Source organism: Bradyrhizobium sp. 154 (assembly GCF_023073875.1).
Taxonomy (GTDB): Bacteria; Pseudomonadota; Alphaproteobacteria; order Rhizobiales; family Xanthobacteraceae; genus Bradyrhizobium.
On record NZ_JADPKG010000102.1, the window covers coordinates 145,042 to 167,598 of the forward strand.

Annotated in this window: 20 protein-coding genes; 14 read left to right on the top strand and 6 right to left on the bottom strand. The window is 64.3% G+C overall.

Annotated elements, in window-relative coordinates:
• Positions 1-33 precede the first annotated feature (33 nt).
• From denD to IVA92_RS25795, 10 genes are all read left to right on the top strand, one after another.
• Complete coding sequence (gene denD / locus IVA92_RS25750; protein WP_247276919.1) at positions 34-1,020, top strand: D-erythronate dehydrogenase; 987 nt, start codon at positions 34-36, stop codon at positions 1,018-1,020.
• A 23-nt stretch (positions 1,021-1,043) separates the two neighbouring features.
• Positions 1,044-2,030: a sugar kinase gene (locus IVA92_RS25755; RefSeq protein ID WP_247276978.1), complete on the top strand. Its 987-nt coding sequence runs from the start codon at positions 1,044-1,046 to the stop codon at positions 2,028-2,030.
• A 16-nt stretch (positions 2,031-2,046) separates the two neighbouring features.
• Positions 2,047-2,697, top strand: coding sequence for a bifunctional 4-hydroxy-2-oxoglutarate aldolase/2-dehydro-3-deoxy-phosphogluconate aldolase (eda, locus tag IVA92_RS25760; protein WP_247276920.1), 651 nt, complete (start codon positions 2,047-2,049; stop codon positions 2,695-2,697).
• Positions 2,698-2,756: 59 nt separating this feature from the next.
• Positions 2,757-3,926: an acetyl-CoA acetyltransferase gene (locus IVA92_RS25765; protein WP_247276921.1), complete on the top strand. Its 1,170-nt coding sequence runs from the start codon at positions 2,757-2,759 to the stop codon at positions 3,924-3,926.
• 121 nt (positions 3,927-4,047) lie between these two features.
• Complete coding sequence (locus IVA92_RS25770; RefSeq protein ID WP_247276922.1) at positions 4,048-4,254, top strand: hypothetical protein; 207 nt, start codon at positions 4,048-4,050, stop codon at positions 4,252-4,254.
• 122 nt (positions 4,255-4,376) lie between these two features.
• Positions 4,377-5,576 carry a CoA transferase gene (locus IVA92_RS25775; RefSeq protein WP_247276923.1) on the top strand — a complete coding sequence of 400 codons (1,200 nt, stop codon included), beginning with the start codon at positions 4,377-4,379 and terminating at the stop codon, positions 5,574-5,576.
• Positions 5,577-5,705: 129 nt separating this feature from the next.
• Complete coding sequence (locus IVA92_RS25780; RefSeq protein ID WP_247276924.1) at positions 5,706-6,842, top strand: thiolase family protein; 1,137 nt, start codon at positions 5,706-5,708, stop codon at positions 6,840-6,842.
• A complete protein-coding gene (locus IVA92_RS25785) occupies positions 6,839-7,198 on the top strand; it encodes an OB-fold domain-containing protein (protein ID WP_247276925.1) in 360 nt (119 codons plus the stop codon). Before IVA92_RS25780 ends, IVA92_RS25785 begins: the two co-directional genes overlap by 4 nt.
• 617 nt (positions 7,199-7,815) lie before the next feature.
• Entirely contained in the window at positions 7,816-8,343 is a 528-nt protein-coding gene (locus IVA92_RS25790; RefSeq protein ID WP_247276926.1) for a carboxymuconolactone decarboxylase family protein, read from the top strand.
• A gap of 25 nt (positions 8,344-8,368) precedes the next feature.
• A complete protein-coding gene (locus IVA92_RS25795; RefSeq protein ID WP_247276979.1) occupies positions 8,369-8,671 on the top strand; it encodes a nucleoside triphosphate pyrophosphohydrolase family protein in 303 nt (100 codons plus the stop codon).
• Between the two features lie 54 nt (positions 8,672-8,725).
• Here IVA92_RS25795 and glsA read toward each other — a convergent pair whose 3' ends face one another.
• The 4 genes from glsA to IVA92_RS25815 all read right to left on the bottom strand — a co-directional run bounded on the left by glsA (position 8,726) and on the right by IVA92_RS25815 (position 14,213).
• On the bottom strand, positions 8,726-10,573 hold the full coding sequence (glsA, locus tag IVA92_RS25800) for a glutaminase A (protein WP_247276927.1): 1,848 nt from the start codon (positions 10,571-10,573) through the stop codon (positions 8,726-8,728).
• Positions 10,574-10,594: 21 nt separating this feature from the next.
• Entirely contained in the window at positions 10,595-12,670 is a 2,076-nt protein-coding gene (locus IVA92_RS25805) for a TRAP transporter permease (RefSeq protein WP_247276928.1), read from the bottom strand.
• 9 nt (positions 12,671-12,679) lie between these two features.
• Complete coding sequence (locus tag IVA92_RS25810; RefSeq protein ID WP_247276929.1) at positions 12,680-13,846, bottom strand: TAXI family TRAP transporter solute-binding subunit; 1,167 nt, start codon at positions 13,844-13,846, stop codon at positions 12,680-12,682.
• A 145-nt stretch (positions 13,847-13,991) separates the two neighbouring features.
• Positions 13,992-14,213: a biotin/lipoyl-containing protein gene (locus IVA92_RS25815; protein WP_247276930.1), complete on the bottom strand. Its 222-nt coding sequence runs from the start codon at positions 14,211-14,213 to the stop codon at positions 13,992-13,994.
• Positions 14,214-14,307: 94 nt separating this feature from the next.
• Between IVA92_RS25815 and IVA92_RS25820 the strand changes: the two genes are divergently transcribed.
• The 4 genes from IVA92_RS25820 (at position 14,308) to IVA92_RS25835 (ending at position 19,445) form a co-directional block, all read left to right on the top strand.
• Complete coding sequence (locus IVA92_RS25820; RefSeq protein ID WP_247276931.1) at positions 14,308-15,282, top strand: helix-turn-helix domain-containing protein; 975 nt, start codon at positions 14,308-14,310, stop codon at positions 15,280-15,282.
• Complete coding sequence (locus IVA92_RS25825) at positions 15,212-16,771, top strand: carboxyl transferase domain-containing protein (RefSeq protein ID WP_247276932.1); 1,560 nt, start codon at positions 15,212-15,214, stop codon at positions 16,769-16,771. Before IVA92_RS25820 ends, IVA92_RS25825 begins: the two co-directional genes overlap by 71 nt.
• A gap of 111 nt (positions 16,772-16,882) precedes the next feature.
• The gene (locus IVA92_RS25830; RefSeq protein ID WP_247276933.1) at positions 16,883-18,580 is read left to right on the top strand and encodes a GMC oxidoreductase; all 1,698 of its coding nucleotides are present in this window, start codon (positions 16,883-16,885) and stop codon (positions 18,578-18,580) included.
• 271 nt (positions 18,581-18,851) lie between these two features.
• Entirely contained in the window at positions 18,852-19,445 is a 594-nt protein-coding gene (locus IVA92_RS25835) for a hypothetical protein (RefSeq protein WP_247276934.1), read from the top strand.
• A gap of 101 nt (positions 19,446-19,546) precedes the next feature.
• Here the strand turns inward: IVA92_RS25835 and IVA92_RS25840 are convergent, their stop codons facing one another.
• Together IVA92_RS25840 and IVA92_RS25845 are read right to left on the bottom strand one after the other, a co-directional pair.
• On the bottom strand, positions 19,547-21,022 hold the full coding sequence (locus tag IVA92_RS25840) for an FAD-binding oxidoreductase (RefSeq protein WP_247276935.1): 1,476 nt from the start codon (positions 21,020-21,022) through the stop codon (positions 19,547-19,549).
• A gap of 211 nt (positions 21,023-21,233) precedes the next feature.
• Entirely contained in the window at positions 21,234-22,529 is a 1,296-nt protein-coding gene (locus IVA92_RS25845; protein ID WP_247276936.1) for an MFS transporter, read from the bottom strand.
• Between the last annotated feature and the right edge of the window lie 28 nt (positions 22,530-22,557).

The window sequence follows — 22,557 nt, forward strand, 5'->3', positions numbered from 1 at the left end:
GGCGCGCTCCGGCCAATAAGAAGGAGTAGGCTCTTGCACATTCTGGTTCTGGGCGCCGCCGGTATGGTCGGCCGCAAACTCTGTGAACGGCTGCTGCGCGACGGCCGGCTCGGCAAGAGCGACATCACGAAATTGACCATGCACGACGTGGTCGAGCCGAAGAAGCCGGAGCGGGCCGGCTTCCCCGTCGAGACCGTGTCCGGCGATTTCGCCGTGCCGGGCGCAGCCGAGAAGCTGATCGCCGGCCGTCCCGATGTGATCTTCCATCTTGCCGCGATCGTCTCCGGCGAAGCCGAGCTCGACTTCGAGAAGGGCTACCGCATCAATCTCGACGGCACGCGGATGCTGCTCGATGCCATCCGCCTCGTCGGCGGTGGCTACAAGCCGCGCGTGGTGTTCACGTCCTCGATCGCGGTGTTCGGCGCGCCGTTCCCCGATGCGATCGGCGACGAATTCTTCCACACGCCGCTGCTCAGCTACGGCACCCAGAAGGCGATCGGCGAACTCCTGCTCGCCGACTATTCGCGCCGCGGTTTCCTCGACGGCATCGGCATCCGCCTGCCGACCATCTGCATCCGCCCGGGCCTGCCGAACAAGGCGGCATCGGGCTTCTTCTCCAACATCCTGCGCGAGCCGCTCGCCGGCAAGGAAGCGATCCTCCCGGTGTCCGAGGACGTCCGTCACTGGCACGCGACGCCACGCTCCGCGGTCGGCTTCCTGCTCCACGCCGGCACCATGGATCTCGCCACGGTCGGCCCACGCCGCAATCTGACCATGCCGGGCCTGTCCGCGACAGTCGGCGAGCAGATCGCGGCCTTGAAGCGCGTTGCGGGCGAGAAGGTCGCCGCGCGCATCAAGCGCGAGCCCGATCCCTTCATCGTCGGCATCGTCGGCGGCTGGCCGCGCAATTTCGATGCGAAGCGCGCGCGCGAGCTCGGCTTCACCACCGCCGAGAAGAATTTCGACGACATCATCCGCATTCACATCGAAGACGAGCTCGGCGGCAATTTCGTCGCCTGATCGCGCACTGAGCGGGTCATATGATGGCGAGCGTTGCTTGCATCGGCGAATGCATGGTCGAGCTCCGGCAGGCCCAGGGCGGACATTCGACCGGATCGTCCGCGGCGCAAGGGCAGGGCGGCGGCCTGTACTCGCGCGGCTTCGGCGGCGACACCCTGAACACGGCGGTGTACTTGGCGCGGCTCGAGGTGAAGGTCGACTATCTCACCGCGCTCGGCGATGATGCCCTAAGCGATGAGATGGTCGCAGCCTGGACTACCGAGGGCGTCGGTACGCGGCGCGTCGTGCGGTTGCCGGGCAAGCTGCCCGGTCTCTACATGATCCAGCTGGATGCAAAGGGCGAGCGCCAGTTCTTCCACTGGCGCGATAGCGCGGCGGCGCGGCAGCTGATGAATTTGCCGGAGACCGACGAGCTGCTCAACTCGCTGATGAGCTACGACATCGTCTATCTCTCCGCGATCACGCTCTCGATCTACGACGCGCCCGGACGCGAGCGCCTGTTCGCGGCGATCAAGCGCGCGCGCCTGCTCGGCACCCGCTTCGTGTTCGACACCAATTTTCGCGCGCGCGGCTGGCCGGGCCGCGATGTCGCGCGCGAGGTGTTTGCCACGGCCTTCGCGGCCGCCGACATCGTGCTGACCTCGATCGAGGACCTGCTCGCGCTCTACCCTGGCGAAAGCCACGAGCAGCTGATCGCCCGCATCCCTGCTCCGGAGCTGGTATTCCGCCTCGCCGAGCCGGTGAGCCTCCTGCGCTTTCCCGGCGGCACCAACGAGGTCCGCGCCGAGCCCATGACCAAGCCGGTGGTGGACACCACGGCCGCCGGCGACAGCTTTGCCGCGGCCTATATCGCCGCCCGGCTCGCCGGCTCGGAGCCGGTCGAGGCCGCCCAGGCCGGGCATCGCCTCGCCAGCCTCGTGATCTGCTATCCTGGCGCCATCATTCCGGGCTATGCCATGCCGCCGAAGAAGCGGCACCGGCCGGCGGCCTCTCGCCAGGCGACCAAGTGAAGAAGCGACCACAACGATGACCACGAGTGCCCAACAGAATCACCTTGTCGCGCTGTTCAAGGCGGCGACCGTCATTCCCGTCCTCACCATCGAGCGTATCCAGGATGCGGTGCCGCTGGCGCGTGCGCTGGTTGCCGGCGGCGTCCGCACGCTGGAGGTGACCCTGCGCACTCCTGTTGCGATCGAGGCAGCGAGGGCGATGATGTCTGAGGTCCCCGAGGCGCTCGTCGGCATTGGCACAATTCTCAATCCGGCCGACTTCACCCGCGTCGAGAAGCTCGGCGTCAAGTTCGGCATCAGCCCGGGTTTGACCCCCGACCTCCTGAAGGCCGCTGCCGACAGCGCCCTGCCGTTCGCGCCGGGCATCGCGACCGCCTCCGAGCTGATGATGGCGCTGGCCCATGGCTTCGACGTCGCCAAATTCTTCCCGGCCGAGCAGGCCGGCGGCATCAAGGGCCTTCGCGCCCTCGGCGGGCCGTTCCCGAGCGTGCGGTTCTGCCCCACCGGCGGCATCAGTGAGGCCAATGCGGCGACCTGGCTTGCCGAGCCCAACGTGGTCGCTGTTGGCGGTTCCTGGTTGTGCCCGACGGCCGAAATCCGGGCGGGGAACTGGGCCGGCATAACTGCCATCTGCCAGCGCACCCTCAAGGCCCTGAAAGCCGCGTGAAGTCTTGCTATCCCTGGGCTAAGACTTAGCTCAGGAAGAGGCCCCAGGGAGAAATGACCATGACCGCCAGCATCGTCGGATGGGCGCATACGCCGTTCGGCAAGTTCGATACCGAAACCGTTGAAAGCCTCGTCACGCGCGTCGCCAACGAGGCGCTGGCGGATGCCGGCATTTCGGCTGGCGATGTCGACGAGATCGTGCTCGGCCATTTCAACGCCGGCTTCTCGCCGCAGGATTTCACCGCCTCGCTGGTGCTCCAGGCCGACCCGAAGCTGCGCTTCAAGCCGGCGACCCGCGTCGAGAACGCCTGCGCAACCGGCTCGGCCGCCGTGCACCAGGCCTTGCGCGCGATTGCCGCAGGCGCCGCCAAGATCGTGCTGGTCGTCGGCGTCGAGCAGATGACGCGCACGCCGGGGCCCGAGATCGGCAAGAACCTGCTCAAGGCGTCTTACCTGCCCGAGGACGGCGACACGGTCGGCGGCTTCGCCGGCGTGTTCGGCAAGATTGCCAGCTCCTATTTCCAGACATACGGCGACCAGTCGGATGCGCTGGCGCTGATCGCGGCCAAGAACCACAAGAACGGCGTCGCCAACCCCTTCGCCCAGATGCGCAAGGATTTTGGCTTCGACTTCTGCCGCGCCGAGAGCGAGAAGAACCCCTATGTCGCCGGTCCCCTGAAGCGCACCGACTGCTCGCTGGTCTCCGACGGCGCCGCCGCGCTGGTGCTGGCCGATGCCGAGACCGCCAAGACCATGAGCAAGTCGATCGGCTTCCGCGCCACCGCTCACGCCCAGGACTTCCTGCCGATGAGCAAGCGCGACATCCTCCAGTTCGAGGGCTGCACCGTCGCCTGGCAGCGCGCGTTGGAAAAGGCGGGCGTGACGCTCTCCGATCTCTCCTTCGTCGAGACTCATGACTGTTTCACGGTCGCCGAGCTGATCGAGTACGAAGCGATGGGCCTGACGCCGAAGGGGCAGGGTGCTCGCGCGATCAAGGAGGGCTGGACGCTGAAGGACGGCAAGCTGCCGGTCAATCCGTCCGGCGGCCTGAAGGCCAAGGGCCATCCGATCGGGGCCACCGGCGTCTCCATGCATGTAATGACCGCGATGCAGCTCGCGGGACAGGCGCCCGAGGGCATGCAGCTCAAGAACCCAAAACTCGGCGGGATCTTCAACATGGGCGGTGCGGCGGTCGCCAATTACGTTTCCGTGCTGGAGCCGTTGAAGTAAGCTCAGTTCTGAAGGTGGGCAAAGGCGCCTACGCCCACCTGCTTTCTTGCGCTAGATGATGGTGGGCATGCTACGCTTTGCCCACCCTACGGCTCCTGATTGACTTTGCGGGAAATGCATCATGAGCAATGACTACGAAGACTCGCTGTCGATGGACGCACTGAACCATCGCATCGCGATCCTCGAGGACAATATCCGCCAGCTCATCGAGCAGGCCGCTGCCGCCTCGGGTGAGCAGAACGAGTCGCGGATCGCCGACCGCATCAATCAGCAGAACGACGAACTCGACCGTCTCATCAAGATCCGCGAATCCCGCCAGAAAAAATAGCGGGCGATATCGCCGCGGATGCATGCCGCCATACGCCGGTTGCCCTTGCGCGAGCGACGGCGCTGCCGTTAGCTGAACCGACATCGCAGGGCGTTTGAGCCCTGGGCAATGGGGAGCAAGCGATGGGGCCGCTGAAGGGCATCAAGGTCATCGACATGACCACCGTGCTGATGGGGCCTTATGCAACCCAGATGCTCGGCGACTACGGCGCCGACGTCGTCAAGGTGGAATCGCTCGACGGGGACGTCACCCGGCTGATCGGCCCGATGCGGCACGCCGGCATGGGCCCGGTGTTCCTCAACACCAACCGCAGCAAGCGCTCGATCTGCCTCGATCTGAAGAAGCCTGCGGGGCGCGATGCCGTGCTGCGGTTGCTTCGGGGCGCCGACGTTCTCGTCTACAATGTCCGGCCGCAGGCGATGGCGCGGCTTCAGCTCGGCTACGATGTCGTTTCCGAGATCAATCCACGTCTCGTCTATGCCGGCGTTTTCGGCTTCGGCCAGGACGGGCCCTATGCCGCAAAACCCGCCTATGACGATCTGATTCAGGGAGCGACCGGGCTGCCGGCGCTGATGGCGCAGACCGGCGACGGCGTCCCGCGCTACGTGCCCAACGCGCTGGTCGATCGCATCGTCGGCCTCACCGCGGTGGGCGCGATCTGCGCCAGCCTCGTGCATCGCGACCGCACCGGCCGCGGCCAGCGCGTTGACATCCCGATGTTTGAAACCATGGCCGGGTTCGTCATGGGCGATCACATGGGCGGGCTCACCTATGAGCCGCCGCTCGACAAGGGCGGCTACGCCCGCCATCTCTCGCGCGACCGTAGGCCTTACAAGACTTCAGACGGCTATCTCAGCGTCATCGTCTACAACGACAAGCAGTGGGAGAACTTCTTTGACGCGACGGGGCGCGCCGATCTACGCGCCGATCCTAAATTCGCAACCTTCGCCGGCCGCGCTGCCAATATCGACGTCGTCTATGCCGAGCTCGCGCGCATTTTTGAGACGCGCAGCACGGCCGAATGGATCGACCTGCTGACCAAGGCCGACGTGCCGGTGATGCCGATGCACGACCTCGCATCGATCCTGCACGATCCACATCTGGAAGCGACGAATTTCTTCCCGGTCGTGAACCATCCGACCGAGGGGCCGATCCGCAGCATGAAGGTGACGGCCACCTGGTCGGAGACCGAGGCGGTGCCGGTTCGGCTCGCGCCGCGGCTCAACGAGCATGGCGCGGAAATTTTGCGCGAGATCGGTTATTCCGCCGACGAGATCGCTGCCATGATCCGCGATGGCGTCACCGGATCGGCGCCGGAGTAGGGAAACGACGATGACCACGGCTCTCTCATCCGTCATTCCGGGGCTCGCGAAGCGAGAACCCGGATCCTCGAGATTCCGGGTTCGGCCCTTCGGATCGCCCCGGAATAACGAAGAGGAAAAGTGAGACCCATGAGCTTCATCACCGGCGTCGGCCTCACGCCTTACGGCAAGCACGAAGGTGCATCCTCGCTCGACCTGATGAGCAAGGCTGCGCAAGCTGCGCTCGACGATGCCGGGCTGAAGCGCGCCGAGATCGACGGCATCCTCTGCGGCTACTCCACCGTCTCGCCGCACATCATGCTAGCGACCGTCTTCGCCGAGCATTTTGGCATCCGCCCCGCTTACGCCCACGCCGTTCAGGTTGGCGGCGCCACGGGTCTCGCGATGACGATGCTCGCACATCACCTCGTCGAGGCGGGCCTCGCGCGCCACGTGCTCGTGGTCGCCGGCGAGAACCGCCTTACGGGCCAGAGCCGCGACGCCTCGATCCAGGCGCTGGCGCAGGTCGGCCATCCCGATTACGAGGTGCCGCTTGGCCCGACCATTCCCGCCTATTATGGGCTGGTCGCCACCCGCTATATGCACGAATACAGCGTGACCGAAGAGGATCTCGCCGAGTTCGCGGTGCTGATGCGTAAGCATGCGTGCACCCATCCTGGCGCGCAATTCCATGATCCCATCACGGTCGCCGACGTTATGGCCTCGAAACCGGTGGCGATGCCGCTGAAGCTGCTCGACTGCTGTCCGGTGTCCGACGGCGGCGCTGCATTCATCGTTAGCGGCGAGCGGACCGGGGAGGCGGGCGTGCGCATCCGTGGCTGCGCGCAGGCCCACACCCATCAGCATGTCACGGCCGCACCCGGCCTCAGCGAACTCGGCGCGGAAATATCGATCGCGCGCGCCAAGGAGGCGACGGGCCTTGCGATCTCGGACGTGCGCTACGCCGCCATCTACGACAGCTTTACGATCACGCTCGCGATGCTGCTGGAGGACCTCGGCCTCGCCGGCCGCGGCGAGGCTGCGGCCCGTGTACGATCAGGCCATTTCAACCGTGATGGCGCGATGCCGCTGAACACCCATGGCGGCCTGCTCAGCTATGGCCATTGCGGCGTCGGGGGCGCCATGGCGCATCTGGTCGAGACGCATCTGCAGATGACGGGACGGGCGGCGAATCGGCAGGTGCGCGATGCCTCAATCGCGCTCTTGCACGGCGACGGCGGCGTGCTGTCGTCCCATGTAAGCATGTTCCTGGAGCGGGTGCGATGAGCGAGCGTCTGGGCGATTGGACCAAGGGCGAACAGGCTATCACCTATCAAACCTGCGCCGCCTGCCGCCATGTGCAGTATTTCCACCGCGCCTTCTGCGCCGCTTGCGGCGTGTCCGATCCGCACGAAGAGCGCGCCAGCGGCAAGGGCAGGGTCTACGCGATCTCGCTGGTCTGCCGCGCTGCGACGCCGGAGACGCGCGCGCACGTGCCCTACAACATCCTGCTGGTCGATTGCGATGAGGGTTTTCGCCTGATGGCGCACGGCGAGACCGGGCTGGCCATCGGCGATTCTGTCACCGCGAGCTTCAGGCTCTTTGCCGGAAAGCTCGTGCCGTTCTTCACCAAAGAGGCGTGAGAGAGAAGCGGGATTCGTCATTCGGGGGCGGTCCAAAGGACCGGGCCTGGAACGGGATTCTGGGCCTGGCGCTGTGCGAGGCGCCACCCCGGAATGACGAAAACTCTAAACCTCCAACTAAAGCGCGATGAGATTAGGATAAATCGTCATCGCGCCTTAGGTTATTGTTTGAGCATGATCTCCGCGAAAACGCGTTCCGCGCTTGTCGCGAGGGAAAACCGCTACAATTTTCCGGATCATGCTCTAACGCCCGTAGAACAAGATGCTGGCGATGACGAGCATGGCCGTCACGGCCAGCATATGCGCGAGCGCTCCCGAGGCCGCCCCCTTGGTGGCTTCCTTCATGCCTTTTTCTCCCTAGACTTGGGCGTGACTCATCGTTGCGCGGCTTGCGCACCCGACGGCCAATTGTTTTACTCGGAACACCCCACTTACGAGTATCCGCCGCGATCTGTCCCCACGCGGCGAATATCGACTGTGTCAAGGTTGATCAGCAATGCGGCGGCAATTTGACTCGATGATGTTGCTCCTGCGTCAGCGCAAGAATAGAGTTTCGGGGAGCTCTCGCCGGCAACGACAAAAAGCATCAAAATCTCCGAGAAGACTTCAGGAAAATCATGGCCCGCATCAATTACAGCGACCCGTCCAAGGCCTCCGACCGCACCCGCGAAATCCTCGACAAGAATCGCAACGCCAACATTTTCCGCATGATGGCGCACTCACCGAGCTATTTCGAGCAGTATTGCCGCTTGGGAGGCGCCATCCGCCACAAAGGTGAGCTCGATCCGGTGGTGCGCGAGCTTGCAATCACACGCACCGGCATTCTGTGCGAGGCGCCCTACGAGATCGTAGCGCACAAGCGCATCGGCAAGAATGTCGGGGTCACCGACGAGCAGAACGAGGCGCTTGAGAATTGGCAGGCCGCGAGTTGCTTCAACGAGGTGCAGCGCGCCGCGCTCGCGTTCACCGACGAGATCGTGAAATCGAACAAACCGACGGACGCGACCTTCAAGGCGATCGCGTCGAAGCTGACACCGGCCGCGCTGATCGAGCTCCAGCTCTCGGTCGGCTTCTACATCATGACATCAAAGTTTTTGGAAACCTTCGAGATCGATCTTCAGCCGGTCACGGAAGTGGTGGGCTGATCCTTAGGAGCGGCGAGGGATGCCGATGACGATCGATGAATATGCGGCTTGGGCCGCGCGCATTGGGAAAGTCGAAGAGCATCCGTCCAACGAGCGGCTGTCCTATCTCGGCCTCGGCCTTGCCGGCGAAGCCGGCGAGGTCGCCGATCACATCAAGAAGCTGCTCCGCGACGGCTGGCTGGATCAGGCGGGTCTCGTCGATGAACTCGGCGATGTCGTCTACTACTGGGCTTGCCTGTGTGCGGCCACAGGCCAGCAGCCATCCGACGTGCTCAAGGCGAGCGCAGCCAGGATCAACCGGCGCCTAAGCGAGGCCGCGAGCCGCTGAGCCGGTTCGGATCACCTCTCCCCGTCGCGGAGAGGTGAAGAACCGCGCCCAGCGCTACGTCGACGTCAAAATATCCACCTTCGCGTTCGCCACGATCAGGCGGTCGGCCAATAGCTGCGCCAGATTGCGCATGATGCGCTCGCTGGCGTGCGGGTGCTGCTCGCGGAAGCGCTCGAAATCCTTCAAGGCCACCTCGAACGCGGTCGCCGCCATGTCGGCGAATACGTCGGCGGACCGCGTTGCTTCCAGCAGCGCCATCTCACCAAAGGCCATGCCTGCGGTGAGCGTTGCCAGCCTGACGCCATCGGGCAGCGTGACGTGGACCGCGCCGCTGCGGAGGAAGAACACGGCATCGGCGGGATCGCCGGTCGTGACGATTTTGGCGCCGGACGGATAAGTCCTGACGGTGCAGATTGCGGCGAGATCGCTCAGCTCGTCCTCGCTCAGCCCCGCGAGCAGCGGCTGCTCGGTAAGCTCGGTGGTCTCGTGGAAGTCGATCGAGCCGCCATAGCGGTAGACGATCTGGTCTTCGGCCCATTCGATCGCGGTGTCGAGCAGGTAGAAGTCGCGGACGTTCTTCAGCTCCGCCGTCCATTCCCGCAAGCTGTCCCATTCCTTGGAGGCGCGCCTGACGCCCGACAGCACCACCGTGACGTTGAGTGCGGCGAGCTCTTCGAACGTTTCGGCGATTAGCCGCGCTCCGGCGCGCGTAGTGGAGGGGACGCGATGCAGATCGAAGATCACGAATTGCGGCCGCGGACGGCCTGCAAGCCGGCGCGAGACGTAGTCGACGGCCGACAGCGACAGTGTTCCGACCAGCTCGATGACCCGCACCTCCTGCTCATGCGCGGAAAGAATCTCGCGCTCCTGGGGCCGGCGCACGCGTCGCGACGGGCTCCTGCCGATGTCGTAATCAGCGATGACGGCGTTGCGTGCGTCGTCGCTGCGGTTGAGCATGTGCAGATCGTAATGCGAGGACAGCGCCTCGCAAACCTTGATGCCGCGCACGCTGTTGCCGTGCTTGTCGAGCTTGGGCGAATAGCTGCCGAGGCCGAGCCGGGCAGGGAGTGCGGCGAGGATGCCGCCGCCGACACCGCTTTTGGCGGGAATGCCGATCCGGTAGATCCATTCGCCGGCATAATCGTACATGCCCGAGGAGGTCATCACGGAGAGCGTACGCGAGATTGCGTAGGGCGTCAGCACCTGCTCGCCGGTGACCGGATTGATGCCGCGATTGGCGAGCGTGGCCGCCATCACCGCGATGTCGCGCGCCGTGACCAGAACGGCGCATTGCCGGAAATAGACGTCGAGCACGGCCGCGACGTTGTCGGAGATCACGGCGTTGGTCTTGAGGAGGTAGCCGATGGCCCGGTTGCGGTCGCCGGTCTGGCTTTCCGAAGCATAGACGGCCTCATCGAGAGCGAGATCGCGTCCGGCGAAACGGCTGAGCGCAAGGCGGATCTGCTCGAAAGCGCCCGCGCCCTTGCTGTCGTAGATCAGCCCCGTGCAGGCGATTGCGCCGGCATTGACCATCGGGTTGAACGGATGGTTCTCCGAATTGAGCCGGATCGAGTTGAAGGGATCGCCGGAAGGTTCGACGCCGATCGCGCTTTCGACCTTGCCTGCTCCCAAAAGGTCCAGCGCCAGCGCGAACACGAACGGTTTTGACATCGACTGGATGGTGAAGGGCACCCGGCTGTCGCCGACTTCGTAGACATGCCCGTCCAGCGTCGCGAGGCTGATGCCGAAATGGGCAGGGTCGGCCTTGCCCAGCTCGGGGATGTAGTCGGCAACGCTGCCTGAGGTGTCGGCAGAGAATTCGTTGAGGCAATTGTTCAGAAACCGCAGCAAGGGCGGTTTCGAGCGGGTCCAGGCGGAGGCGGCGGGCGAGTGCGGCTTCATCGCCTCACTTGTGCAACGCAATCAGGGCGCGCGCAACCCGTCCGGCACGATGGTATGCCGGCGAACCAGGAGAAGCGCGAGCAAAGTCGTGGGCACGAGGATCGCAAGGCCAAGCAGCGTCACCTGCATCTGCGACAGCGGCATGATCCCGCCGCCGGGCGTCGCGACCACGAAGCCGCCGATCACCAGCAGGACACGGATCGGCCATTCCAGCGCGCCGGCGCCGCGAAGGTCGCCGACGAAGGGCTGGTAGCCCTGGATGCCGCCGCAGATGAACAGCGTGCCGAACGCGGCAAGCCCCATCAGGCCGAGGCCGGCGAGGTATGGGCTTGGCCCTTGCAGCACCAGCGCCGGATTGAGCACGAAGAAGAAGGGGATGAAGTAAATGATGCTGCCGACCCACATCGATTCCCACCCGGTCTTCATCGCCGGCGAGCCGGCGATGCCTGCGGCCGCGAACGAGGCGATGGCGACCGGCGGCGTGATCGACGACAGCATGCCCCAATAGAAGATGAACATGTGCACGGCCATGCGATTGAGCCCGAGCTTCTCCAGCGCGGGCGCGACCAGGATGGCGAGGAAGATGTAGCAGGCCGTCGTCGTCAGGCCGAGGCCGAGGATCAGGCTGGTGAGCGCGCACATGCCGAGCAGCAGGAAAGCATTGTCGCCGGCAATGTGCAGGAGGTCGTTGGCAAGGCTCGACACCACACCGGTCATCGAGAACGCGCCGATCAGCAGGCCGCAGCCGGCGAGGATGCCGACCAGCTCGACGAAGGTGCGGCCGTTGATCTCGAGGAACTTGCCGATGGTCGCAAACGTCCAGCGCGTGTCCTTGGAGAAGAATTGGTTGAGCACCAGCAGTAGCGCGGTGGCGTAAAACGGCGCGTGGCTCTCGCGCTTGAAGTAGAGCAGCATCACGATCAAAAGTGCGATGACGAAGACGTAATACCAGCCCTCCCTGATCGTATCCATGATGCGGGGCAGCTCGGCGCGCGGAATCCCCTTCAGCCCGTGGCGCGCGGCGTAGGCGTCGACCTGCATGAACAGGCCGATGTAGTAGAGCGTCGCCGGAATGATCGCGGCGATCGCGACATCGGCGTAGCTGACATTAAGGAACTGCGCGATCACGAAGGCGGTCGCGCCCATTACCGGCGGCGCCAGCACCGCGCCGGTCGAGGCGCAGGCCTCGATCGCACCGGCATAGGACGCGCGAAAACCGCTCTTCTTCATGACAGGAATGGTCATGGTGCCGGCGGTGAGCACGTTGGAGATGATGGAGCCCGACATCATGCCGAGGAGGCCGCTGGCAAAGATGCAGACTTTCGCCGCCCCGCCGCGGAAGGTGCCGCACAGTGCGAAGGCGAGATTGATGAAGAACTTTCCGGCCCCCGTCATCATCAGCGCCGTGCCGAACACCAGGAAGCCGATCACGGTGTCGGCGAAAGCCTGAATGGGAATGCCGAGCAGGCTCTCGCCGGAGAGCACGTGGTAGGCGGTTGCTTGCTCGAGCGTCGATTGTGTGCCGCGGAACGGGCCGAGCCAGCCGGCCTCGGCGAACAGCGGATAGACGGTGAAGGGCAGGACGCTCAGCAGCAGGCTCCAGCCGCCGGTGCGGCGCAGCGCCTCCATCAGCATCACCCACATCACGAGGCCCGCCGCGATCACGCCGTTAGGCGCGCCGCCGAACTCCCAGCCGGCCTCAGCCGCCTTGCGTACGTTCGACATTAGCATCAGCGCCGCCGCGAAGGTCGCGACGAACAAGACGAGATCGTACCAGGGAATCCGGTCGAGCGGCGCGCGTTCAGTCCCAGGGAAGATCAAGAAGGTGAACGGCAGCATCAACGCTATCAGAAGATAGAAGTATTCGGTGTTGAGCTGGGTGTAGCCGACGAAGAAGCGCAGCGAGAATTGCTGGTTGATGCAGAGCAGGATGGTTGCCGCCGTCGCGACCACCAACGTCCAGCGCCAGGCGCCGCGCAACGTGCGCACGCGCGTGACCTCCGCCTCCTGCATGTTGGCGGCGGCGCCGTGCGGATCGTCGAACACGATCCGCTTGGCCTCGTCCTGCGGGCCGGTGGAGACTGAAGTAGAAGACATGATCCTGTTCTAATCCTCGAAGCCGTTCGGCATGTCGGCCTTAGCGAGCGCAGCGGCGCGGGCCTTCATCCAGCCGTCGAGGAACGCCTTGTCATCCGATGGCGGATTGGATTTGCCGTACTCCGCCCACGCTGCGCCAAGCACCTCTTGCCGGTTGATCAGCTTGTTATTGTGCGCTTCCTGCGCGTCGGTCCACTGTCCGGCTTCCTTCAGCGCCTTCACCGCGCCGGGATGCACCGGCACCACCCAGTTCTTGGTTTGCCGGTCGGCGGCAAGCCCGCCGGCGCCCGGCGCGGAATCCTTGTAGGCGTCGTAGTTCACGATCATCGTCTTCGTGATCGCATAGACCTGATCGGCCGGTTGCGAGGCATAGGCGACGAAGATCGGATAGGGATAGTTGCCGAGCTCGACCGGCTTGTCCGGCGAGATGCCGGCGCCGCAGGTCGCAAGCTGCGGGAAGAAGAACGAGCCGACCTTCTGCATCCGCGCCCAGCCCTCCTTGTCCTTGGCGGGGAGCGGCGGCCAGATCAGCCCGCGCGGCGAAGTCTCGGCTTCCTTGGCAGGACCGGTGATGGTGGTGCCAAAGGCAGCATCGACGTCGTTGTTGATCAGGCCTTTCCACATCGCGCCGTAGCTGGCGAACTCGACCACCTTGACATCCTTCTGCGTCAGCCCCGCGAAGGCGAGCACTGCGAGCGAGTTCTGGTTCAGCGCCGGCGAGCCGACGACGAAGCCGACACGCTTGCCCCTGAGATCTTTCAGCTCCTTCACGCCGGTGTCGGCGGCGACGGCGAGCGAGCCGCAATTGCAGTCGACGGTTGAGAGCAGGATCTGGAGCGGCTGCGGTCCCCATTCCTTCGATCCGAACTCGAATACGCCTTCCTGCGCGAAATAGGTGCCAGATCCCATCGCCGCGGAGGCCGCACGCTTGGCGCGGAGCGGCGCGAGGCGGGCGACGTCGTTGCCGGCGGGGAGCACGCGCACGTCGGTGCCGTATTTGTCCTTCATCATCTTGCCGACGCCGACTGCTATGTTGAAGCCGGCAGTGCCGGTGTCATAGGCGGTGAACGTCAATGTCGCCGGCAGCTTGATGTCCTCGGCGAACGCATAGCGTGTAGACGCAAAAGAAATGCCCGCCACCAAGGCAGGCGCGAGCACGAGCAGCCCACGAAGCATGTTTCCCTCCTTCATCCTCGCGTTTGCCGCGAAGAAACTTTTTGCTTGAATCGGATCATGTCACCGGGATCAGGCGATGGCAACGCCGTCTCGCGAATGCCGCAATGAGACTGACAGATTGTCGCGGAAGTGACGGATTATGCAGTCAGCTCGCGACAATCGCGATCGCCTGTCCCTCGGCAACGACGTCGTCGAGCTTCACCAGCAGCGATGTGATCGTGCCGCTCGCGGGCGATGGCACCGGTATCTCCATCTTCATGGCTTCGACCACCACAACGTCATCGCCATCCGCGACGGTTCCTCCAACTTGCACGGGAGTCGCGCAGACACGGCCCGCGACTTCGGTAACGATTTTAATTTCTGGCATGCCATCGCCTTTTTGTTGTCGTCGCAAAATGCCTGAGGTAGCGTCGTCTGCAAGTGGAATTTAATTCCGCACAGCGGAACAAACGGTAGGGATCATGGGACGACGTTCGGAGCGGTTGAGTAGGCAAGGTGCGCTCGCCGGCGATGCCGGTGAGGGTGATGTCATCCAGGTGGTATCGCGCGCGTTCGACGTGCTGCGATGCTTCGAGGGCCACGATAGCAGGCTCGGCAATCTCGAGATTTCAAATCGCTGCGGCCTGCCGCGCTCGACGGTGTCGCGGCTCACGCACACGCTGACCCGCATGGGTCAGCTTGTGTATCTGCCGCGCGACCAGAAGTATCGCATCGGCCCGAGCGCGGTGGCGATGAGCGCTTCGATGATGAAGGGCGCGCAGCTGCGCAGCATGATCCGCCAGCGGCTTCAGGAAGTCGCCGAGCAGGTTCCGGGCACGGTCGGCTTCGTCGTTCCCGATCGTTTCCATCTCGTCTATCTCCAGTTCGCGCGCTCAGCGACCGCACTCGGCCTGCACGAGGGCACCGGCAGCCGCATCTCGATGGCTTCGACCGCCGCGGGCGCGGCCTACACTGCGGCGCTCGCGCCCGAGATGGGCGACACCTTCATTGCGGACATGGAGCGGGAAGCGCCCGAGGCTGCGAAGATTCTCAAACCCCGCATCGAGGCCAACCGGCAATCGCTGCGCGAGCGCGGCTATGTCGTAGCCTGCGGCCTCTGGAGCCCGCACATCAACGGACTCGCTGTGCCGATCTGGTCGCCGCAGTATCAGACCTTCGTGGTCGTCACGATCGGTCTTTTGGCCGCAATGTATGACGAGCAACGGCTGCATGACGAAGTCGCCCCGTTGATGCTCGCGCTCGGCCGCTCGCTCGGCAGCCTGATGGAAGGCGCGGAGGGCGATGCCTTCAACAACCGTATCTCGCGTAGACCGGTCGCCATAGCCGTGCATAACAAGAACAAGCCGATCAACTCGGAGGGAGTGAATGAACTGGAAGCCGGAACTCGACGAGCTAGCCCGGCGCGAAGCCTTCGCGCGGGAGATGGGCGGCGTTGACAAGGTCAAGCGACAGCATGACCAGGGCCGGCTGACTGTTCGGGAGCGAATCGGCGGACTGATCGACAAAGGCAGCTTTCACGAAATCGGTGCGGTCTCCGGCATCGGTGAGTACGATTCCAGCGGCGAGTTGCAGAAGCTGACGCCGGCGAACTGCGTGTTCGGTCGCGCACGCGTCGACGGCCGCACCGTGGTCGTGGTCGGCGACGATTTCACGGTGCGCGGCGGCTCGGCGGACGCGTCGATCTCGGCCAAGCCGCTGATGGCGGAGGAAATGGCGCACGACTTCCGGCTGCCCATTATCCGCATCATCGAAGGCTCCGGCGGCGGCGGCTCGGTCAAGACCATCGAGACCAAGGGCGCGGCCAATCTGCCGGGCGGCATCGGTGGCACGCGGTGGTATCGCTTCACGACGGAGAATTTGTCGCGCGTACCGGTCGTCGCGCTCGGCCTCGGGTCGGTCGCGGGGCTCGGTGCTGCGCGTCTCGCCGCCAGCCACTATTCCATCATGACCCGAAAGTCCGCGATGTTCGTTGCGGGCCCACCGGTGGTGAAGGCGCTGGGGCAGGACCTCTCGAAGGAAGAACTTGGCGGCGCCGACATCCAGACTCGCGCCGGTGCGGTCGATCATGCGGTCGAGACCGAGGAGGAGGCGTTTGCCTGCGCGCGGCGCTTCCTGTCCTATCTGCCGTCCTCGGTGTACGAGCTGCCGCCGACCTTGCCGTGCACCGACGATCCGGAACGCGCCGAGGAAGCGCTGCTGAACGCGGTGCCGCGCAACCGCAAGCAGGTCTATAAGATGCGCCCGATCATCGACGCCGTCGTCGACACGGGCTCGTTCTTCGAGGTCGCAAAGAACTTCGGTAAGCCTGTTATCGTCGGTCTTGCCCGGCTCGAGGGTAGGGCGGTGCTGCTGCTCGCCAGCGACAGTTTTCACTATGGCGGCTCCTGGACGGCGGATGCCTGCCAGAAGGTGGTGCGCTGGGTCGACTTCGCCGAGACCTTCCACCTGCCGATCGTCTATCTCATGGACTGCCCGGGCTTCATGATCGGCCTCGACGCGGAGAAGGCGGCCACCATCCGCCACGGCGTCCGCGCCATGGCCGCAGTCAACCAGACCACCGTGCCCTGGTGCACAATGATCCTGCGCAACGCCTTCGGCGTGGCCGGCGTCGTGCATCAGCCCGCCGATCGTTTCTCGATCCGCTACGCCTGGCCGTCCGCCTATTGGGGTTCGCTCCCGCTCGAGGGCGGCATCGAAGCCGCCTACCGCGCCGATATCGACGCGGTCGAGGACAAGGCCGCGAAGCTGAAGGAGATCGAGGAGCGCCTCAACAAACTGCGTTCGCCGTTCCGCTCTGCCGAAAAATTCTGGATCGAGGAGATCATCGATCCCAGAAAGACGCGGTCGCTGCTGTGCGAGTTCGCGCGCCTCGCCGAGCCGCTGCGCAAGCCAGGGCCGCCGGAGAACTTTTCGATCAGGCCGTGACGTTCAGCCATCGTCGCGACTGCGCGACAATCTTGTCGCGGCAGCCATGGCGTGACCTCAAAACAAGAACGCGCTACGCTTCCCCGGCAAAAACGAGAGGACGCGCCAATCGTGTATGACTTCATTATCGTGGGCGGCGGCTCGGCGGGGTCCGTGCTGGCCCACCGGCTCTCCGCAAGAAACGCCAGCAAGGTCCTGCTGTGCGAAGCCGGACAGGACACACCACCCGGCAACGAGCCGGCCGAGATCAGGGACAGCTATCCGGGCACTGCGTATTTCGATCCGCGCTTCCACTGGACCGAACTCAAGGTCACGACGCAAGTTGTCAGCCACAACAATCCGAACGAGGAACGTCCTCCTTTACGCAAATACGAGCAGGCGCGCGTGCTCGGCGGCGGCTCGTCGATCAATGGTCAGATGGCCAATCGCGGCGCGCCGACCGATTACGACGAATGGCAGGCGCGGGGCGCCGAGGGCTGGAGCTGGAACGACGTGCTGCCCTTCTTCAAGAAAGTCGAGCGGGACCTCGATTTCGACGGACCGTACCACGGCAAGGACGGCAGGATCCCGGTCCGCCGTATCCCGAGGGAGCACTGGACGCGGCATTCACAGGCCTTCGCCGCGGCCTTCCAGCAGGCCGGCCATCAGTTCGTGCCGGACCAGAACGGCGAGTTCGTCGACGGCTATTTCCCGGTGACGCATTCGAACCAAACCGAGCAGCGCGTTTCGGCCGCGATGGGCTATCTCGATCGCGACACCCGTAAACGCGCCAACCTCACGATCTCCACCAACACGCAGGTTCGGGAGCTGCTGTTCGAGGGCACGCAATGCGTCGGCGTGAAAGCTGTGATCGATGGACGGGAGCAAGAATTTCGCGGTCGCGAGATCATTCTCTCCAGCGGCGCCATCCATTCGCCAGCGCATCTCTTGCGCGCCGGCATCGGCCCGGTCGGTCACCTCAAGGATCTGGGCATTCCCGTGCTGATGGGGCTGCAAGGCGTCGGCCAGCGCCTGATGGATCATCCCTCGATCTCGCTGTCGTCCTTCGTTCGCCGCGGCGCGCGCATGAACGAGCACACCAGGCGCCACATGCAGCTTGGGCTGCGATATTCCTCCGGGCTGCCGGGCGTGCCGAAAGGCGACATGTTCGTCGTCGTCATCAGCAAATCGGCCTGGCACGCGGTCGGCGCGCAGATCGGCTCGCTCCTTACCTTCGTCAACAAGACCTATTCCGAGACCGGGCAGGTCAAGCTTACCTCGCGCGATCCCTCAGCGGAGCCGATCGTCGAGTTCAATTTGTTGTCCGACCGGCGCGACCTCGATCGCCTCATGAGCGGTTTCCGCAAGATGGCGGCGGTGCAGATGAGCGAAGTCGTCAGGAAGGTGACCGACAAGCCGTTCCCGGCCGCCTACACCGACCGCGTCCGCAAGATCGGCGTGGTCAATACCAAAAACAGAATTCTCACCACGATCGCCGCGGCTCTGATGGACGGCCCGGCGGCGCTGCGTCACTACATGATCGACAATTTCGTGGTCGAGGGTTTTACCTTCGATCAGGTGATGAACGACCACGAGGCGCTGGAAGCTTTCGTGCGCAAGGCGACCATCGGCGTGTGGCATGCCTCGTGCTCATGCCGCATGGGCCGGGACGACGATCCGATGGCAGTGGTCGACAACCAGGGCCACGTCAAGGGCGTGCAGGGCCTGCGCGTCGTCGACGCGTCGATCTTCCCGGTGGTGCCATGCGCCAACACCAATTTTCCGGTATTAATGACCGCGGAGAAGATCGCGGCGGCGATGATGCAGTGAGCGGCAGGGTGCGCACCGGACGTTGGCCAATCAAGTGCCTCCGCAACGCTCCAGTTGCGGACGGGACTTGGTTGCATGCCGCAAGCTTGACTTGCTGGGCGGGCATTCGTGCGCTGCGAGTTAATCATCTCAGCCGCTACGTGTAGGCGACGACGATTGCAGGTTGTGTCGCGCAATCCAGCCATTTTTGGCCGCTCTTTAGGCCCATTTCAGCCAAACTGTTATTGGTTTCTCGTTGTCCGGGGCAGGGTCTCTCATTTGGAGTCCTGCAATGTTCAAGCGAGTATTTTCTGCGTGCGTCTTCGTTGTTCTAGGTTCTGTCGCTTCGGAAGCCCGGCCTTATCGCATTCATCAAGCCACTGAATGCAATGTCACCATGCCCTGCGACTTCTCGTATTCGAGAACGCGAAACGAGCGGACTTCCAGGTCCTCACTGATTTCCAGATCTTCACTCAATTCCAGGTCTTCTCTACAAGCCTACCGCTCGACGCAACTGACAGTGACTGATGCAGGGGGCGCCGCCACGCCGGCGACCGTCTCCGGTGTATCCGGCGCGCGCGTTATCGGTGGCCGTCCGGCCGGTTGCCCTTCGTCCTTCTGCGGCTGCGGCGCGGCTCTGCGCGTGTTCGGCCGTATCGTGCCGGAATTGAATCTTGCGGCCAATTGGCTGCGCTTTCGGCGGACATCACCCGCACCAGGAATGGTTGCTGCACGACGAGGACACGTTTTCGTCCTGGAGCAGCACCTCGGGGGCGACGTCTGGATGGCCTATGACGCCAACTCGGGCGGGCGCGCGACGCGAATCCATGCGCGTTCATTGCGAGGGTATACGATCGTCAACCCGCGCGGCGGTTCGATGGCTTGAGGACGGCGGACACTATACTCTCGACAAGACCATGGACAGGTCGCGCCACCTTTGCGACCCGCCCATGCTGGACCATTGATTGGCGCCGGGCGCAGCGTCGATCACAGCCGCAGCACCTTGCCGGGATTCATGATGTTCTGCGGATCGAGCGCGCGCTTGATGGTGCGCATGATGTCGAGCTCGGTCTTCGAGCGATAGTGACTGAGCTCGTCGAGCTTGTCGATGCCTATGCCGTGCTCCGCCGAGATCGAGCCCCCCATGGAGGTGATGAGATCGTTCACGGCCCGCGTGATGACGCCCTTGTATTGGGTCAGCGTCTGCTGATCCATGCCGAGCGGCCCCATGAATGAAAAATGCAGATTGCCGTCGCCGATATGTCCGAGCGGATAGGGGCGGATGGTGGGGAGAATGCCGAGCACGGCCTTGAGTCCCAGATCGATGAACTCGGGAATCCTGGAGATCGCAACGGATACGTCGTAGCTCAGTCCCGGTCCCTCGGCCCGGGAGGCCTCGGCGACACCCTCGCGGATGCGCCACATTTTGCGCGACTGGCTGACCGTGTGTGCGATCGCTGCATCGCGCACGCGACCGGCCTCGAGCTGATCGGCGAGAAACTGCTCCATCTTCTCGGACATGCCCTCGGTGCCGTCCCGGCGTGGGCGTGCGGATGACCATTCGAGCAGGAGGTACCATGACGTATCTGCCTTGAGCGGATCCTGAGTGCCGGGGATATGGCGCAGCACCATGTCTATGGCGGAGCGGCTCATCAGCTCGCAGGAGCCGACATTGTCTTCGGAGGCGCTGTGGGCTTCGGACAGGATTTCCAGAGCCGCGCGCGGATCGCGCACCGCCAGCCAGGCGGTGCAGACGTCCTTCGGGGCAGGCCATAGCTTGAGAACGGCCTTGGTGATGATCCCCAGCGTGCCTTCGGCACCCATGAACAGGTGCTTGAGATCGTAGCCGGTGTTGTCCTTCTTGAGCGCGCGCAATCCGTCCCAGACCTCGCCATTGGGCAGCACGACTTCGAGCCCCAGCACGAGATTACGGGCGTTGCCATAGCGCAGCACCTGCACGCCGCCGGCGTTGGTCGACAGATTGCCACCGATCATGCACGAGCCCTGGGCACCGAGGCTGAGCGGCAGGAACCTGTCGTGTGCGCTTGCTGTCTCCTGAAGCGTCTGCAGCACGCAGCCGGCCTCGACCGTCATCGAATAGCCGACCGGATCGACCTCCAGAATGCGGTTCATGCGGCCGAGCGACAACACGATGCCGGTGTGCGCAGGCCAGGGCGTCGCCCCGCCCATCAGACCGGTGTTGCCGCCTTGCGGCACGATCGCGACGCCGTGCTCGTGGCAAAGCCGGACCACCCTGGAGACCTCCTCGGTGCTGCCGGGACGAACGATGGCACCGGCTCCGCCGACCAGCAATCCGCGCCAATCGGTCACGAACGGTTGCTTGCCGTGCTCGTCCTCGATGAGACCTTTTTGGCCCACGATCGCGCGCAACGCATCGCGCATTTCGGTGGTCAAAGGAGTGGCTGGAATGTCGGGTGGGGACGACGGGAAGGCAGCCGGCATGTGTTTCCTCTGGTGCATCTTTGGTGTGCACTGTGCACGTGACGTGCTGGGGTATTGTCCACGTTTGTGCCCGGGAGTCTAATGGGAATATAGCTCAAATTCCGCGGGGGCTCGGCGTCACTGCCAGCGCCGCGAAGCCGCGAGTCGCCTTTTACGGCGCGGCGTCTCGCCTCGGCAATGCCGCGGTGTTCGGCTTCATCACGATGAGGTACTAGGCCGTCGCCGCTTGCGGGTTCGACCTGGGTTGCCGCGACAGTGCCAGCACGATGACCGAAGCGAACACACACAGCGCGCCAGCGACGAAGAAGGCGGGCAAGTAGCTCTCATAGACGGTGCGCGACAGGCCAGCGCCGAAGGCGGCGGTGCCGGCGCCGAGTTGATGGCCGGCAAAGATCCAGCCGAACACGAGGTTGGCGCGCTCGGGCCCGAACTTCTGCGCGGTGAGCCGTACGGTCGGCGGAACCGTGGCGATCCAGTCGAGCCCGTAGAACATCGCGAACATCGATAAGCCGTAGAACGAGAAATCGCTGAAGGGCAGGAAGATCAGCGACAGCCCGCGCAGGCCGTAATACCAGAACAAGAGCCAGCGATTGTCGTAGCGGTCTGACAGCCAGCCCGACATGATGGTGCCGAAGAAATCGAAGATGCCCATTGCCGCAAGCAGGCTTGCCGCCTGCACCTGCGGGATGCCGAAATCGAGGCACATCGGGATCAGGTGCACCTGGACGAGACCATTGGTTGAGGCGCCGCAGACGAAGAAGGTCGCAAACAGGATCCAGAACGCAGTCGACTTCGAGGCGTCGCGCAGCGTGCCGAGCGCAACGCCGGTGATCGAGCCGTGACTGGCCGGCGGAGCGGGCAGCGGCGCGGTCCCTGCGTCGCCGAATGGGCGCAGGCCGACATCGCTCGGCCGGTCACGCATCGCGAGCAGGACTGCCAGCGCCGAGACGCCGAGCATGATGCAGACGAAGCCGAGTGCGAGGCGCCAGCCGAACCGTTCGGTGAGGCTTGCGAGCAGCGGCAGGAATACGAGCTGACCCGTGGCGACGCTCGCCGTCATGATGCCGACGACGAGGCCGCGTCTTGCTGCGAACCAGCGCGTGGCGATGGTGGCGCCCAAAACCAAGGCGGTCATGCCGGTGCCGATGCCGATCACCACGCCCCAGAGGGCGACGAGCTGCCAGACCTCGGTCATGCCGAGCGAGAGCACGAGCGCCGAGACGACGATCAGCTGGGCGGCGAGCGTGACGTTGCGCAGGCCGTAGCGGTTGAGCAGGGCAGCGGCGAATGGTGCCATCAGCCCGAACAGGATGAAGCGGATCGACAGCGCGGAGGAGATCTCGGCCGTGCTCCAACCGAACTCGTTTTGCAGGGGAACGATGAAAACGCCGGGCGCACCGACCGTGCCGGCGCTGATCAGCGCGGCGAGGAAGGTTACGCCGACCATCACCCAGCCGTAGTGAATGTTGCGGCGGGAAAGTGCTGCCGCGAGCCAGTTCGAGATCATTGGGCCTCAATGTTGACGGGCGGTCGCA